The 15,602-nt window shown below is 47.5% G+C and carries 13 protein-coding genes and 1 pseudogene; 5 read left to right on the top strand and 9 right to left on the bottom strand.

Annotation, left to right across the window (positions count from 1 at the left end; translation table 11 throughout):
* Together RMO55_RS06380 and ggt are read right to left on the bottom strand one after the other, a co-directional pair.
* Positions 1–2,141, bottom strand: a 2,141-nt coding sequence (locus RMO55_RS06380; RefSeq protein WP_310424992.1) for a DEAD/DEAH box helicase, incomplete at its 3' end; no start/stop codon positions are given.
* 154 nt (positions 2,142–2,295) lie between these two features.
* Positions 2,296–4,134 (bottom strand): gamma-glutamyltransferase, encoded by a 1,839-nt coding sequence (gene ggt / locus RMO55_RS06375; protein ID WP_396134193.1) that lies wholly within the window; start codon positions 4,132–4,134, stop codon positions 2,296–2,298.
* A gap of 188 nt (positions 4,135–4,322) precedes the next feature.
* On the opposite strand from ggt, the gene rdgB reads away from it, so the two are divergent.
* Both rdgB and RMO55_RS06365 read left to right on the top strand, forming a co-directional pair.
* On the top strand, positions 4,323–4,913 hold the full coding sequence (rdgB, locus tag RMO55_RS06370; RefSeq protein WP_310424987.1) for an RdgB/HAM1 family non-canonical purine NTP pyrophosphatase: 591 nt from the start codon (positions 4,323–4,325) through the stop codon (positions 4,911–4,913).
* A gap of 205 nt (positions 4,914–5,118) precedes the next feature.
* Positions 5,119–5,361, top strand: coding sequence for a NifU family protein (locus RMO55_RS06365; protein ID WP_310424985.1), 243 nt, complete (start codon positions 5,119–5,121; stop codon positions 5,359–5,361).
* A 149-nt stretch (positions 5,362–5,510) separates the two neighbouring features.
* Here the strand turns inward: RMO55_RS06365 and mazG are convergent, their stop codons facing one another.
* The 3 genes from mazG to RMO55_RS06350 form a co-directional block, all read right to left on the bottom strand.
* Positions 5,511–6,329 (bottom strand): nucleoside triphosphate pyrophosphohydrolase, encoded by an 819-nt coding sequence (gene mazG, locus RMO55_RS06360; RefSeq protein ID WP_310424982.1) that lies wholly within the window; start codon positions 6,327–6,329, stop codon positions 5,511–5,513.
* A 61-nt stretch (positions 6,330–6,390) separates the two neighbouring features.
* A complete protein-coding gene (locus tag RMO55_RS06355) occupies positions 6,391–6,687 on the bottom strand; it encodes a DUF6464 family protein (protein ID WP_310424979.1) in 297 nt (98 codons plus the stop codon).
* 174 nt (positions 6,688–6,861) lie between these two features.
* The gene (locus tag RMO55_RS06350; RefSeq protein ID WP_310424976.1) at positions 6,862–8,109 is read right to left on the bottom strand and encodes a 4-hydroxy-3-methylbut-2-enyl diphosphate reductase; all 1,248 of its coding nucleotides are present in this window, start codon (positions 8,107–8,109) and stop codon (positions 6,862–6,864) included.
* Positions 8,110–8,293: 184 nt separating this feature from the next.
* Between RMO55_RS06350 and RMO55_RS06345 the strand changes: the two genes are divergently transcribed.
* Positions 8,294–9,682 (top strand): Rieske 2Fe-2S domain-containing protein, encoded by a 1,389-nt coding sequence (locus RMO55_RS06345; RefSeq protein ID WP_310424973.1) that lies wholly within the window; start codon positions 8,294–8,296, stop codon positions 9,680–9,682.
* A gap of 76 nt (positions 9,683–9,758) precedes the next feature.
* Here RMO55_RS06345 and RMO55_RS06340 read toward each other — a convergent pair whose 3' ends face one another.
* The 3 genes from RMO55_RS06340 to RMO55_RS06330 all read right to left on the bottom strand — a co-directional run bounded on the left by RMO55_RS06340 (position 9,759) and on the right by RMO55_RS06330 (position 12,691).
* A complete protein-coding gene (locus RMO55_RS06340; protein WP_310424970.1) occupies positions 9,759–10,055 on the bottom strand; it encodes a YkvA family protein in 297 nt (98 codons plus the stop codon).
* Positions 10,056–10,275: 220 nt separating this feature from the next.
* Positions 10,276–10,563 carry a DUF2470 domain-containing protein gene (locus tag RMO55_RS06335; protein WP_310424968.1) on the bottom strand — a complete coding sequence of 96 codons (288 nt, stop codon included), beginning with the start codon at positions 10,561–10,563 and terminating at the stop codon, positions 10,276–10,278.
* A gap of 85 nt (positions 10,564–10,648) precedes the next feature.
* Positions 10,649–12,691 (bottom strand): tetratricopeptide repeat protein, encoded by a 2,043-nt coding sequence (locus tag RMO55_RS06330; protein ID WP_310424965.1) that lies wholly within the window; start codon positions 12,689–12,691, stop codon positions 10,649–10,651.
* A 413-nt stretch (positions 12,692–13,104) separates the two neighbouring features.
* On the opposite strand from RMO55_RS06330, the gene tal reads away from it, so the two are divergent.
* Both tal and RMO55_RS06320 read left to right on the top strand, forming a co-directional pair.
* Positions 13,105–14,259 carry a transaldolase gene (gene tal / locus RMO55_RS06325; RefSeq protein ID WP_310424962.1) on the top strand — a complete coding sequence of 385 codons (1,155 nt, stop codon included), beginning with the start codon at positions 13,105–13,107 and terminating at the stop codon, positions 14,257–14,259.
* A gap of 487 nt (positions 14,260–14,746) precedes the next feature.
* Positions 14,747–14,992 (top strand): annotated as a pseudogene (locus tag RMO55_RS06320) (glucose-6-phosphate dehydrogenase); the annotation flags it as partial.
* Here the strand turns inward: RMO55_RS06320 and RMO55_RS06315 are convergent.
* On the bottom strand, positions 14,897–15,583 hold the full coding sequence (locus tag RMO55_RS06315; RefSeq protein WP_310424995.1) for a hypothetical protein: 687 nt from the start codon (positions 15,581–15,583) through the stop codon (positions 14,897–14,899). The pseudogene RMO55_RS06320 and the gene RMO55_RS06315 sit on opposite strands and share 96 nt — an antisense overlap.
* Positions 15,584–15,602: the final 19 nt, after the last annotated feature.

The raw sequence follows: 15,602 nt of genomic DNA, 5'->3' as shown, positions 1-15,602 counted from the left end.
ACTTGACGCAATACCTCAATCAGATTGAGAAATTCTTGCCAATGTCGATCGAGTTGTCCTTGTAGTTTATCCTGGAGATCTTTAATCTCTTCTTCGAGGACGAATTGACGACGGTAGCGTTTGAGTAGGGTTGCTGGATTTCCAGCTTCCCAGATCGGATGATTTTCGAGCTTCGATTTCAGCTCGGTGACGATTTTGACTTGGGCGGTTAATTCATCCGTTGCTGGTGGTTCGACGGTGGGAATGCTCTGGGCAATTTCAGCGGTTAGGCTCATACCTTTGCGAACTTGTCCTGGTTTGAGGGGCATATCCGCAGGCGGGAGTAGGGAAACTACGGGGGAGACGCGCTGTTTACCTGTATAGTCAGACCAATGCTTATGGACGGCGACGACATCCTGATGATTGACGACGTACCAACGGTTATCTTGTCCCAGACAGACTAAGGCGGGTTTGTAGCCAGATCCGGCGATTTTGCTCACCAAGACGGCTGGGAGGGGGGTGGCGACGGGGACATGCTTACCTTTGAGGCTGAGAATTGTGCCTGGTAATGCTGCTGGCAAGAGTTTGCTAACTTGTCCCGCGTGGACTTGCTCGGTATAGAGTTGAAGATTTTTGAGCTGATTTTGATCTAGTTTGAGTTGAGAATGGGCTGTTTCGTAGTCGGCTAAGACATCACCATCGACTTTACCTAGGGTTTCTTGGAGCTGGATCAATTCCCGCTTGATATCATTAATTCCCTGCTGTTGGGGTTGGAGATGGAGGGTTTTGGTAAATTGGCCGAAACTGCGTTCGACTAGTTCCCTAGCTTCTTCGAGGTTATGGGTTTGGAGTAGATTTAATACCATCCCATAGGTAGGCGTAAATTGACTCACCAGCGGATCTGGTGCGGATGTCGCAAAATCACTTGCTTCTTTCGCTCCTTCAAATCTGGTCTGAGTGGCAACCACATAGCCCACCACGTCCTTACCCCGTCTTCCGGCACGTCCAGCCATCTGGAGGAATTCCGAGGCGGTCAGGAGGCGATGTCCTTGGTCTGTGCGTTTGGAGAGGCTGGAAATAACTGTCGTCCGCGCGGGCATATTAATTCCGGCTGCGAGGGTTTCGGTAGCAAAGACGACTTTGATCAAGCCTTGAGTAAACAGTTCTTCGACTAGTACTTTCCAGGCTGGTAAAATTCCGGCATGGTGGGCTGCAACGCCTTTGTACAGGGGTTCTACTTGCCCAGCCCGCGCAGCTTCAGGATTTTTATCAAGAAATTCATCGATGCGGATCTTCAGCCGCGCCGATTCCTCAGGATTTACGAGTCTGAGTGTGGACATATCCGCTACAGCTTTATCGCAACCGCGCCGACTGAAGATAAAGTAAATCGCGGGTAGCATTTCCCGTTCGGCGAGTTTGCTGACGACAAAACCGATACTGGGGATGTCTTCTTGTTTGCGGCTACCTGGAGGACGATGGGATTTGAGTTTAGGGTTGAGTTTGGCGGTATTGGGATCTAATAGTGGCGCGATTCCTTTGGGGCTGACGAAGTGAAATTCTAGAGGAACTGGGCGATAATCAGAATAGATCAGATCGGTCGGGCCGTGAACTAGACTAATCCAGTCGGTTAATTGCTTGCTATTGGCGACGGTCGCGGAAAGTCCGACGAGTTGAATGTGGGGCGGACAGTAAATGATCGATTCTTCCCAAACTGTACCGCGCTGTTTGTCATTCATATAGTGGCACTCATCCAGCACCACGGCTTCGACACCCATCATCGAGGTACCAACTTCACCGATGCGAGTACCGTAGAGCATATTCCGAAAGATTTCGGTAGTCATGACGACGACTAGAGCATCGCGATTGATGGAGATATCACCAGTGAGCAAGCCCACATTATCCTCACCAAATTCGGCTTTGAAGTCGCGAAATTTTTGATTTGATAAAGCTTTGAGTGGGGTAGTGTAAAACACTCTGCGCCCTTGTCTAATGGCGCGATGGATAGCATATTCACCGATCAGAGTTTTACCAGAACCAGTCGGGGCGCAGACTACAACCGATCTGCCTAAGTTGAGTGAGTCCACCGCCTGAAGTTGGAACTTGTCGAGAGGAAATGGGAAAATCTCTTGGAGTAGTGCGGTAGTCGTAGCAGAGGTGGTCATAGCTTTTAACTTAACAGGCGGTGGCACGAGGCTAGATTGTGGCGGTGGCTACGTCTCGATACCTATAGTATATTCGTAAATCACGATTGGGCGCGATCGCTTGTCGCGAGTGGGGGTGTGGGGGTGTGGGGGTGTTGGGGAGTAAGAAAAACCATTAAAAACCCTGTGCGACTCCTTCCCCGCGCGGATCTGCGGCTCCTTGCAGTCTACCATCGGGTAATTGTTGAATGGCATTAGCATTACCCCAATAACTACGCGGTTCGATCGAGTGTCCTCGTCGCCGCAATTCTGCTAGTGTTGAAGGGTCGAATCCCCACGGATCGATATTTACTTGATCTGGTTGCCATTGGTGATGAATTCGCCCAGCCGATACAGCTTCCCCGACATCCATTTTGTATTCCAAGACATTTAGTATGATTTGGAGCACGGTAGTAATAATCGTACTCCCGCCAGGTGCGCCGATCGCCAGTCGGAATTTACCGTTTTCAGTGACGATCGTTGGTGTCATACTAGATAGAGGGGTTTTGCCAGGTGCGATCGAGTTTTTCTCACCACCGACTAATCCAAACACATTCGCCACTCCAGGTGCGATGGCGAAATCATCCATTTCGTCGTTTAATAATATCCCTGTTCCTGGAACGACGACTCCCGCACCAAAGCGATAATTAACTGTAAATGTCAGACTGACAACATTCCGATCTCGATCGACAACCGTGAGGTGGCTGGTTTCCATCGATTCGGATATTAGCTTCGTGCCCATCCCACCCGCAGATAAATCGCGGGCTAATGGTGCAAGTCTACTCAAGTAGACTGGTTGGGTAACAACCCGTTTTAACGGGTTTGAGCCGCTAGCCCGCACTTCAGTCGCGGGTGGGTTTTGTACAGAAACTTTAGAATCGAATTGTTTTAAGATCTCTACTGTTGCTGGTTGTACCGTTGCCGAAGGACGTGCTTTTTCCAGATTAATTTCCTGACGACGTTTGGCTGCATAAGCAGGATTCGTCAGAGCCGACACAGGTATTTTGGTAAAATCAGGATCGCCGAGATGTGTCGATCGATCGGCATAGGCAATCCGCATCGACTCAATCAGTAGATGGAGTGCGTCGGGACTATGCCAACCCATAGCTGCTAAATCCGTACTGCCGATCGTGTTTAAGATCTGCAATAAGTGTACGCCACCAGATGAGGGTGGAGCCATCGAACAGACGCTGTATTGACGGAATTTGCCACAGAGCGGCTCTCGCCACTTAGGTTGATATGCTTGGAGATCTGCGAGGGTAATTAAGCCCTGATTGAGGCGCATATCGCGATCGATCGCCCTGGCAATCGATCCGGTATAAAAATTCTGTGGATTCCGTGCCACCGCAATTAATGTTCGTGCTAAATCCCGCTGAATTAAGCGTTCTCCTGGCTGGAGCGGTTTGCCATTATTGGTAAAAATCTGCCGTGCAGCGGGATTACTCGCGAGTAGTTTCTGTTTTGACTTCGCCTGCTCGGTATAAAGTTCGCTCACCTTAAACCCATCCCGCGCCAGCTTAATCGACGGCGCAACCACCGTCCGCCAGGGTAACTTACCATACTGACGATGCGCTGCTGCTAATCCCGCAATTGTTCCTGGTACCCCCGCCGCCAAATGTCCTTCCAAACTAGCATTCGGACGTACCTTCCGCTGTCCATCCAGATACATATTCCGCGTAGCTTTTTGGGGGGCGCGTTCGCGAAAATCCAGAGACTTCATCTCTGTCCCCATCTTCACCATCATAAAACCCCCGCCACCAATTCCCGCCGCGAAAGGCTCCAACACCGAAATCGCCAAAGTCGTCGCCACCGCCGCATCGATCGCATTACCACCCCGCGCCAGCATCTCCACCCCCGCCTGACTAGCTAACGGATGAGCAGATGCTACCATCCCATTCCGACTCAGAGTCGGACGCGGAAAAGCCGCAAAAACTGGCACAGAACTAGCTAAAATCAAGAACGAACTAATCGTCACCGAAAAATATCTAAAAATCCCCACAATATGTCCTCTGCGCTTTCTGCACCTTTGTCTTGATTCGCTGCTTGGTGAACTAAACCCTCGGTAAAGCCGAGGAGCGCGAATCGCTGCGGTTAAAAATAAACGTCTATAAAAATTCAGGTAAATTCACTATCCACTATTCACCATCCACTATCCACTAAATTATGACAAAACTAATTGTAGCCACCAGCAACCCTGGCAAACTGGGAGAAATGCAAGCATACCTACATAATAGCCCCTGGGAATTAGCCCTCAAACCAGCCGAATTAGATGTAGATGAGACAGGAGATACATTTGCCGCTAACGCTTGCCTGAAAGCCTCAGAAGTGGCGATCGCGTTGAATTGTTGGGCGATCGCTGATGACTCTGGGCTACAAGTGGATGCCCTCAATGGCGCACCAGGAATTTATTCCGCACGGTATGCTAATAGCGATAAAGAACGGATCGATCGCATCTTACGTGAATTAAGCGATTTGCCAGATCCATCCCAACGACAAGCGCAATTTATCTGTGCTGTGGCTGTCGCTCGTCCCGATGGTACCATTGCCGCCGAAGCCCAAGGAATTTGTCGGGGTGAAATTCTTACTTCCCCGCGCGGTGTCGATGGATTTGGCTACGATCCGATTTTTTATATCCCCGCAAAACAACTCACCTTCGCCGAAATGTCCAAGGAGACTAAACGCAGTATTAGTCATCGCGGTATCGCTTTTGCGATCGTCAGCCAAAAATTAACCGATCTTGCTAATAACTCCTAATTTTCACCAAATATATTGGGGTGTGTGGGTGTAGGGTGTGTGGGTGTGTAGGTGTGGGAGAAATGATGAGTATTTTCTTTAACCTTTCCCCTAAAACCTCTTACCCTTTACCAAAACTAGAACTAGCAACTTACGGTAATAATCGGTTACGATCGAGATGAGATCGATTCCGTCGATGATAATTCTCAATTTGGTTTAGTAAACTATGTCTGAAGCTTTAACACTCAATCCTGTCAACGTTGAAACCGTCCTCGATACTCTCCGTCCCTACCTGATGGCTGACGGTGGTAATGTAGAACTAGTCGAGATCGATGGTCCAATCGTCAAACTCCGTCTCCAAGGTGCCTGCGGTTCTTGCCCTAGTTCGACAATGACGCTCAAAATGGGGATCGAGCGCAAATTATGCGATATGATTCCTGAAATTTCTGGTGTGGAACAAGTATTTTAAATTAGTGAGTAGCGGCTAGTTTTTAAAAAGCAATGGGACTTAAACGTCCAATCTTGGTTAAAAATAGCAATCACCAAGGCGATTGGGACGATAAAAACTAGTGCTGCTATAAACCCGACTTTTCAAAAAAGTCGGGTTTATGTCTTAATTCAACTATGTTTAGCTTTTGCCAAATTTTGCTTTGCCTGTTGCCAGAGAGATTCTAATTCAACTATCGTATAATCTGTCAACGGACGATCTGTATATCTTTCCATCTGGTGGATGCGATCGATAAACCGTTGATTCGTACCATTCAAGCCCCGTTCTGGATCGAGTTTGTACCATCGAGCCAGATTAATTACCGTAAATAATAAGTCGCCTAATTCCGCTTCTTGATGGGCTGTATCGGGAGTAGCGAGTGCTTCCTTAAACTCGCCCAATTCCTCATCAAACTTTGCCCACACTCCATCGACACTTGCCCATTCAAACCCCACAGATGCAGCCAGCTCTGAGATTTTTACGGCTGCGGTTAGGGGTGGTAACTTCTCGGCATAACTACTGAGCTTATTGCTAAATGATGCCGTCATTTGACCTTTCTCGATCGATTTAATCTGTTCCCAATTCGCCTTCACTTCCGCAACATCAGCAACTTGCACGTCGCCAAAGACATGAGGATGACGGCGGATTAATTTCTCACTAATCCCCTGCGCCACATCTTCGAGTGTAAAGTCCCCCGCTTCACTAGCCAATTGAGCTTGTAAGACTACCTGCAATAATAAGTCACCCAATTCTGACACGATCGCAGCTCGATCGCCACTCCGAATTGCGTGTACTGTTTCATAAGCTTCCTCGACGATATATGGAGTCAAACTTTCAGGTGTCTGCGCCAAGTCCCACGGACAACCGCCATCAGGATCGCGCAATTTGAAGACAACATCGATTAATTCCTGAATTGCCGTCAGCATCGGTGTTGAGTCAGAATTTGTCATAGGTTCAAAAGATCGCCTTTACCTGTAATGATTTCAATTTTTAGGCATGGAACAATATTACTCATTCTTCCGCTTGTTGATAATGGCGACAATCTTGACAGAGACCATCTGGATTCACCGCACAGCGGATATAGGGAGATCGAGCATTGTAAGTACAACTGAGATCGCCAATCACATAGCCGACACCTTCGACGTATTGCTCTTCAGGATCTCTAGTCATCCGTTTATAAGGTCGTCGCAGGGAGCTAGACTCCAGCCCCGACAACCGCCGACTATATGCACGCAGTCGCTTGCGATAGCTCAACCACGCGCAAAATATTAGAATAATGACAATAACAGCTATTAATGTGTGGAGCACCCATTGCACCTCAATTCATAAGTAATATGATAACTCGCTAATTTAGATCGAAAACAATAGTTTTATTAAAGATTAAGAAAAAGAGGAAAATAATTTAGTCTTCCTCTTTTATCCAGTAGTCTTTCAATTTTCAGATGACTGAATCTTGCTGTTCGAGCGATACCTACAAACAGCCTAAGCGATTGGGTTGATAGTAGAAAAAGATCCGCTTTTAGTCGCAAATATCCGTTCGATCGCCGCCTCGACAACCTTGTCAGGGGTAGAAGCTCCAGATGTAACTCCAACCACAATTTTCCCTTCTGGGAGCCAATTTTTAGTAATTTCTAGTTCTTTAGACAAGGGTTTATGTTCGATTTGATTATCAGCCAAAATACGGATATCGCTGTCGATATGATACGAAGGAATTTTATTCTCGATCGAGATTTCTTGTAGATGTGTGGTGTTAGATGAGTTATAGCCGCCAATTACGACCATCAGGTCGAGTGGTTCATCGACTAGCTCGAACATGGCATCTTGACGCTCTTGGGTAGCATCACAGATAGTATTAAAGCTTTGAAAATGGTCGTTCAATTCGGCGGTGTTGTATTTTTTCATCATCGTCCGCTCGAACAATTTACCGATCGCTTCGGTTTCGGTTTTGAGCATGGTAGTCTGATTGGCAATACCGACTTTTTCGAGATCGATATCTGGATCGAATCCGGCGGAATAAGCTTTACTAAATTTGGTCATAAATTCAGTTCTGCGCTGAAGTTTCTCTGCTGGCGAGTCGCCATTATTTAAAATATAGTCAGCAACATAGTTTGCTTCTGCCATATTTAGAACGACTAAATATTTATCGGCAAAGGAACTAGTGGCAACAGTTTCTTCGTGTTTATATTGACCGTGAATAATCGATGTATAGTCTTTTTTCTTGTGCTTTTCGATCGTGTTCCAGACCTTAGATACCCAAGGACATGTGGTATCGACGATCGTACAGCCTCGATCGTTTAATAGTTGCATTTCTTGGACACTGGCACCAAAAGCAGGTAAGATTACCACGTCGCCACTACCGATCGGATCGAAATTTTTAACTCCATTTTCTACTTGAATGAAGTTAACTTTCATATCCCGCAACCGTTGATTGACAGAAGGATTATGAATGATTTCATTCGTGATCCAAATTTGCTGAGTAGGAAAATGTTGACGAGTTTCATAGGCAATGGCTACCGCTCTTTCTACCCCCCAACAAAAGCCAAAAGATTGAGCTAATCGAATCGTGACATCCCCACGAGTCAGCGTGTAGTTTCGATCGCGGATTTCTTGGATCAAATCGCTGTGGTATTCTGATTCCAAGACAACAGCAACATCGGCTTGATGTCCGAATCCTTTACGATGATAGTTGTCCGATTGGTTGAGCGATCTTTTAAAAGCTTTGGTATCCATGAGGGCGTGGCTGGTGGCTAGTGGCTCGTTAATAGCATTATATCCATTAGGGAGTAGGGAGTAGAGTGTAGAGAGTAGTGTATTTTAAATAACCTCAATACTTCTTGCTTCAACCTGCGATCGATTGTTATCCTGTATGTAACGAAGTGTAAAGCAGTTCTCTTGCATCGGGTAAGCATTAACTATGACAGCAGCAGTGTTAGCGGATCTAATAACAGCAGGTGGAGATGAGCCAATGAGATTCGACCCGATCGAGTCTTGGTATCCGGTATTCTATTTAGAGGATCTGGATAAACTTACACCTACACCTTTTACATTACTCGATCGAGATTTGGTTATCTGGTGGGATAGCCAAGCCCAAGAGTGGCGAGCATTTGACGATCGATGTCCCCATCGTTTAGCTAGACTATCGGAAGGGAGAATCGCTGAAGATGGTTTATTAGAATGTCCCTATCATGGTTGGGCATTTACAGGTAATGGTACATGCGATCGCATCCCCCAGCAATTACCCGATGCTAAAGCCGAAACTTCTCGTCGAGCTTGCGTGAAGTCGCTACCAACTGCGGTCGAGCAGGGATTATTATTTATCTATCCAGGTACGGCGACAAGAGCCGAGAATACACCCATTCCGATGATTCCGGTACCGATGGAAGCAGGGAAGCCGACAGATGGCTGGGTGATGTTAAATACCTTTCGGGATTTGCCTTATGATGCGCTGACATTGATGGAAAATGTGCTCGATCCGAGTCATTTACCATTTACGCATCACAATAGTGTGGGTAAGCGATCGAATGCAAGTCCGGTAGAATTGGAAGTAACTTCTTCAGATAAGTCTGGATTTACAGGTACTTGGGCAGATGGGCCGCGTAAGGGTACACTAGGCAGACAGAATACCACCTTTATCGCTCCATCTTTGATGTGGCACGCGCTGACATCGAAGCAATTAGGCGAAACAATTACAGTAGTTTACGCCACGCCGACAAGGAAGGGTGAATGTCGAGTTTTTGCCAGATTTCCATTTAAATTTGCAAGCAAACTTCCAGCATTCTTTATTAAGAATACGCCTCAATGGTATTCGCACATTAATAATAATGCGATCTTAGAAGATGACCAAATTTTCCTCCACCATCAGGAACGATATCTAGAACAGAGTGGTGGAAGCGAGAATTTTAGTCAGGCATTTTATCTACCGACAAAAGCTGATGTCTTCGTGTTTGAATATCGACAATGGTTGAATGATTATCAAGCCGATCCGTTCCCGAGACAATCTTTTAAACCAGCATTAGATAAAGATCGATTACTCGATCGATATCATAGCCACACCGAACATTGTCATACTTGTCGAACCGCACATAAAAATATTCAAATTGCCAAACAATCGATCGTCGTTATCGCTCTAGTAGCTTGGATAGTTGCGACAATTTTTGCGCTAATTGGCGGTGAAAATGCCCTGGTGATGGGGGTAATCTCGATCGGTATAGTTGCGAGTGGATCGATCGGTTGGTTGGTCTTAAATCGCCTACAAGTGAAGCTAGAACGAGGCGATCGAGTTCCCGCCCGCAACCGCAGCTAGAAATACAAATCCTCTAGTAGGGGCAATTCCTGAATTGCCCCTACTAGAGGATTTAGAAGAGAGTAAATCTGTTTTTCTAGTCTACTTGAACGGCATTTATATCAACGGTCGCAGTGGGAACAGTTGCGGTTGCCTTCTCAGCGCGAACATTATGTTCCTGTAATTTTTCTTTGACAATTTGCGAGACTTCAGCAATCAATAACGAGATGACAATACCATCATCAATCCAACCAACTACAGGGAAAATATCGGGAGAAATATCGAGCGGACTGACAATATAAACAACGGATGCAGCTACCACCCACCAACGATATTTGGGATTCCGTAACAAATCGCGATACCAGTTGTAAATCGATTGGATAGAAAAGTTCATTTTGAGTTTCCTTTGAGCTATTTCTGAGCTATTTACATCATCTTCTACTTCACTAAGTTGTGATAGGTGTGGAAAACTGATATTTTTGTCGTGTCGTCCACACCTGATTTGAGGGGAAGGGGGAAAGGGGAAAGGGGAAAGGGGCAGTGAATTTGGACGCTTGCGTCCTTTTCCTCTTCCAGTGTCCCCCAGTCTCCCGTCTCCCCCTCTTCTCAAAAGCTTAGGCAGAAAGTGTTCTGGCTGATTTAATCATGGAAATGAGGACTTGGTGAGCGTCTTCGGAATCTGTGAGTTCTCGATCGAATGGAATGCGCAGACTGACGGTGTTACCATCGACTTGGGCGGTAAGATCCATACCTAAGGGATCGATCGCACTCATGGCGGCTGTTGCTGCGGTGGGAGATTTGCCGTAGACTTGAGCGTAAGTAAGCACTGCGGAAGCATGATCGTCGTTCATGTGCTTACAGATGCGATCGCTAATTGCTGGCGTAATTGGTTCTGCTGCCATGATAGTTAGAGTTAGTCAGTAAAAATACATCTCGATCGTACCGCAAACATCCACTCTCTAGCTAAAAAATAGGGTTTCTTTAAGTCTATTGCCATTTTTTCAGTTTGTCGATCGCTAACTGATACTTTTTAGTATTACCTTGCTCTTCATATAGTTTTGCAGCTTGTTGCATGTCGGCAATTGCGCCAGATCGATCGTCCAGACGAGTATATTTGATGATACTGCGATTTTGGTAGGCATTAGCATTATTGGGATCGATTTGAATAGCGCGACTATAGTCGGCTAATCCGCCTTGAATATCCTGGAGTTTTTCAACTTTAAGATTACCCCGATTGTTGTAAGTACTAACAGAGTTGGGTTTGAGTTCAATGGCGCGATTGTAGTCGGCTAATGATCCCTGAACATCCTGGAGTTTCTCCTTTTTGAGCAAACCACGATTGTTATAAGCACCAGCATCATTGGGGTTGAGTTCAATGGCGCGATTGTAGTCGGCTAATCCGCCCTGAGCATCTTGGAGTTGATTCGCCTTTAAAGCACCGCGATTATAGTAAGCAGTGGCAAAATTGGGGTTGAGCTCAATGGCACGATTGTAGTCAGCTAATCCACCCTGAACATCTTGGAGTTTTTCCACTTTCAAGATACCGCGATTGGCGTAGGCAATAGCATAGTTGGGGTTGAGTTGAATCGCGCGATTGATGTCAGCGAATCCCCCCTGAATATCTTTGAGTTTGTCCGCTTTGAGCAAACCACGATTGTTGTAAATAGCCGCAACGTTGGGGTCGAGTTGAATGGCACGATTGTAATCGGCTAATCCGCCCTGAATGTCCTGGAGTCTTTTTTCTTTCAAAGCACCGCGATTGCTGTAAGCGTTAGCCAACTTGGGATCGAGTTGAATGGCACGATTGAGGTCGGCTAATCCGCCCTGAATATCCTGGAGTCTTTCTTCTTTCAAAGCACCCCGATTACTGTAGGCAATAGCCGAGTTGGGATCGAGTTGAATGGCACGATTGAGGTCGGCTAATCCGCCCTGAATATCCTGGAGTCTTTTTTCTTTCAGAAGACCGCGATTGCTGTAAGCAGTAGCAAAATTGGGATCGAGTTGAATGGCGCGATTGTAGTCAGCTAAACTGCCCTGAATGTCCTGGAGCTTGCTCTCTTTAAGTGAACCGCGATTATTGAAGGCAATAGCATCGTTGGGATCGAGTTGAATCGCGCGATTGAAGTCGGCTAAACTTCCCTGGTTGTCCTGGAATTTTTTGTGTTTGAGCAGACCACGCTGGTTGTAAGCAATAGCCGAGTTGGGTTTGAGTTGAATGGCTCGATCGAGATCTGCTAAACTACCCTGATAATCTCGTTTTCGATATTTCTGTACGCCCGATGCGATGTAATCATCTGCTTTTGGTGCGGTGTCTTGCGGAATAGGTGCTACTTTGCCACCTAGCGCGACTCCCATATTACTCGCGATCGTGGCGAAGCGGTTGACAGGAATACCCAAATTAAATCCAGTTTTGGTGCCATCTTCATCTCGATCTCCTCGCCCATGAATGGCGACTAGCTCACCATCGCCATTTAGTACAGCTCCACCACTCATTCCTGGTAGGGTGGAATTACTATAGATTAGAGAGTAACCATTCTCAAAGATTTTATTACTATTGGCTGAGACTTTACCTTCCCTTAAGACAAATACTGATTCAGTGATGGCTCTAGTTTTGCCAGGAAATCCACCGACATATAGATCCATCCCCGATTGCAAGACAGTGCAATTTCCCAGTTTGGCAGTGGGATATTTAGTTATAGACTTGAATTGGACGACGGCGAGGTCGATCTTGTCTGGAGCCAGGAGAATCGAGCTAGCAATCGCCTGATACTGGCGATCGTCTGATGTGGTAATTTTATAGTCAGCTCGGTTTTCCAACACATGCGCCGAAGTGAGCACAGTATAGATATCGCCTTGGTGTTGGAGGATTACCCCCGAACCAAAACTATTCGGTTCGGTAATTAAGACCGTAATTGTCTTAGCTGTGTCACCAATCTCGACTGAAGTCTTGGCAATTGCGAACGACTGTCCGAGGGGAATTGTCGCCGCAATGCCGACGAATCCTGCCCACAGCGAGATTTTAGGTGACATGAAGATGCAACTATTTTGTGATGAGATTAATCTTAGTTTAATTTACGACTTTTTGAGAATGGCTCCCCCGCCGATCGTGATCAAAGTTTGAAAAGTACTAATTCTTTGAGATAAAGGCAAAGAGTGCGAACGTAGTCCCTAATTTAAGAAAATTTATATTCGCCGATACACATATTCAGATGTCGATCGGCTAAAATGCGGTGAACAGCGATTACCTACGGCAGGCTTTGCCAAAGAGATCCGATCGCTAGAACTAGGTTTAGTTATGCGTTGTGACTGGTGTTTTGTTAATGTCACAACATCCAAGAAATACCAGAGTAGAAGGATCGTAGCTACGAAATAGGATCTTTTCCGATCGTCCTTCCAGATCGACTCAAATCGATTGTCAGTAACCATTGGAGTAAATCAAAATTATGACAGCAGCAGGTCAAAATCCCTTATTAACGATCGAAACCGAATACGGACAAAGTATTTGGATGGACAACCTGAGCCGAGATCTACTCGAATCCGGCGAACTCGCCAAACTCATTACCACCCGTGGCGTATTGGGGATCACATCCAACCCCGCCATCTTTGAAAAAGCGATCGTCGGTAATGCAATTTACGACACCGAGATCGTCGCTGGAATTAAAGCGGGTAAATCCCTCAACGATATTTACGAATCGCTGATTTTCACTGACATCCGTCATGCTTGCGATGTACTGCTCCCCGTCTATGAGCAAACCAAGGGGATCGATGGCTATGTCAGCATTGAAGTTCCGCCGACAATCGCCACAGATACCGCCAGCACCATTTCAGAAGCCCGTCGCTATCACGCTGCGATAAATCGTCCAAACGTGATGATTAAGATTCCTGGCACCCCAGAGGGCTTGCCAGCCGCCGAGCAGATGATAAGTGAAGGCATCAGCATCAACGTCACCTTGCTGTTCTCTGTCGCTAGTTATGTAGAATCAGCCTGGGCGTATATTCGCGGCTTAGAAACCCGCGCCGCTAAAGGTGAAGACATTAGTAATATTTCCTCAGTGGCTAGTTTCTTCCTGAGTCGGATTGACACCAATATTGATGGTAAATTAGACCACTTCATCAAACAGACCACCGATCCAGGTAAAATTGAAAAAATCGCCGCCCTTAAAGGTAAAATTGCGATCGCCAATGCCAAAGTCGCTTATCAAGAATACAAGAAAATCATCGCGACCGAACGTTGGCAAGAATTAGCAGTCAACGGCGCACGAGTTCAACGCCTGCTCTGGGCGAGTACAGGTACGAAAGATCCCAGTTATAGCGATGTGATGTACGTCGATGGATTAGTTGGGAATGATACTGTCAATACCCTACCACCAAGCACGATCGAAGCCTGCGCCGATCATTGCGATCCCGCCAGCCGAATTGAATCGGGTGTCGATGAAGCCTACCGATTGGTTGCCAGTCTCAAGGATTCTGATGTTAATATCGATCTAGATGCTGTCATGGATGAGCTGCTCATTGATGGGATCGATAAGTTCGTCAAGCCCTTTGACTCGTTGATGAAATCTTTGGATGGTAAGGTTAAGGCTTTGACACCTGTATAGTTGCTTGTTTTTAGCAGGGATCTTTTTTTATTGAGGCGCAGAGGGCGCAGAGAAAGAAAGAAGCGAAGATTTACCCGCCCTACGGGCACCCCTGTCTTGAAAAGGTGCTCAACTTGCGGCTCACCTTTGGACGGGTTCCCCGTCAAAAAAGGTGAGACAGCGGCGTTTTTATTCGGGGGTTCCCCCGAATAAGAAAACGACAAGACAAGACAGGGGAAACCCCAAGACCACTGGGCGGGTCACCCGACCAGCAGCACTTTTCGCTCCGAGGAGGGGATTTTATCGCCTAGCAACCTTCAACTAAAATCTAAATTGGAGCGAATGCCGCTCCAAGCTAGCACACAAGCCATCCATACGCAGGGGAGTTTGAGGGGCAGAACGCCGCCCCTCAATGGGGGGGTTGGGGGGAAACCCCCCAGATCCGGGTTCTACCCCACCAGCAACCCAAAACCAAGCACTAGTCCGAGTTCTACCACACCAGTAATAAATGATCGATCTACTAGAAAACCCGTTTCGCCAAGGACTCCGCCAAGAACGAGTCCCCGAACCGCAAATATTGACTATCTTCGGCGCATCCGGCGATCTTACTCAGCGCAAACTAGTCCCAGCATTGTATCAGATGCGACTCGATCGCAGATTACCCCCAGAAATCACCATCGTTGGTGTTGCTCGGCGCGACTGGAGCAACGAATATTTCCGCGAACATTCTCGCAAAGGGAATGAAATCACCGGCGATGAACGCCACGAGATACGTCGGCAGCGGCTGGGTTTCGGCAAACGCCACCGTCGTGCGCTCCCCGCTCGTCGTCCGCGCCGTTTCGGCGCCGTTGGCGGCCGACTGCCACGCCGCCGGATGTTCCAGTCGAACCGTCCAGCGGCCCTTGAGATCCGGTTGATCGAACACGGGGAAGGCCAGCCGCGCGCGGGCGGGCACGAACAGCGTGTAGAGAAAGTCCTTGCTGCGATTGAGCGACGCGTCACCGGCGTCGAACGTCACCGTGACATGGTTCGCGCCGGCGACGAGGGAGGCGGCCGGGATCACAATGTGACCGTTGACGTAGCGGTAGGGCGACGCCTTGCCGTTGGCATCGACCGCCTTGACATTGGCGGCGCTGGTCTCGAAGTCGAGCACCAGCGGCGCGGAGGCATCGCTCAGAGAGAACCGAATGGTGTTCGAGCCCGACAGCGGAGACGCCAGCGCTTCGGGAATGGTCAGCGACAGTTCGTAGCGCAGGTTCGAGACGATGGCGGCGCGGCGGGTTGCGACGTCCAGCGGCACGCCGGGGGCCGGCGAGGCGGTTTGGGCGGCCGCCGGAGGTGCCATTGCGAACAACAAGACCGGG

Source organism: Chamaesiphon sp. VAR_48_metabat_135_sub, from assembly GCF_031418915.1.
In the GTDB taxonomy this organism is placed as follows: Bacteria; Cyanobacteriota; Cyanobacteriia; order Cyanobacteriales; family Chamaesiphonaceae; genus Chamaesiphon.
This window is presented reverse-complemented; position numbering and strand designations above follow the sequence as displayed.

Bases quoted from the DNA above. Each gene is read 5' to 3' on its own strand.
- RMO55_RS06340 (WP_310424970.1), bottom strand. From the start codon at position 10,055: ATGAACTTTTCTATCCAATCGATTTACAACTGGTATCGCGATTTGTTA.
- RMO55_RS06350 (WP_310424976.1), bottom strand. From the start codon at position 8,109: ATGGATACCAAAGCTTTTAAAAGATCGCTCAACCAATCGGACAACTAT.
- rdgB (WP_310424987.1), top strand. From the start codon at position 4,323: ATGACAAAACTAATTGTAGCCACCAGCAACCCTGGCAAACTGGGAGAA.
- tal (WP_310424962.1), top strand. From the start codon at position 13,105: ATGACAGCAGCAGGTCAAAATCCCTTATTAACGATCGAAACCGAATAC.
- RMO55_RS06345 (WP_310424973.1), top strand. From the start codon at position 8,294: ATGACAGCAGCAGTGTTAGCGGATCTAATAACAGCAGGTGGAGATGAG.
- RMO55_RS06365 (WP_310424985.1), top strand. From the start codon at position 5,119: ATGTCTGAAGCTTTAACACTCAATCCTGTCAACGTTGAAACCGTCCTC.
- RMO55_RS06315 (WP_310424995.1), bottom strand. From the start codon at position 15,583: ATGGCACCTCCGGCGGCCGCCCAAACCGCCTCGCCGGCCCCCGGCGTG.
- mazG (WP_310424982.1), bottom strand. From the start codon at position 6,329: ATGACAAATTCTGACTCAACACCGATGCTGACGGCAATTCAGGAATTA.
- RMO55_RS06330 (WP_310424965.1), bottom strand. From the start codon at position 12,691: ATGTCACCTAAAATCTCGCTGTGGGCAGGATTCGTCGGCATTGCGGCG.
- RMO55_RS06335 (WP_310424968.1), bottom strand. From the start codon at position 10,563: ATGGCAGCAGAACCAATTACGCCAGCAATTAGCGATCGCATCTGTAAG.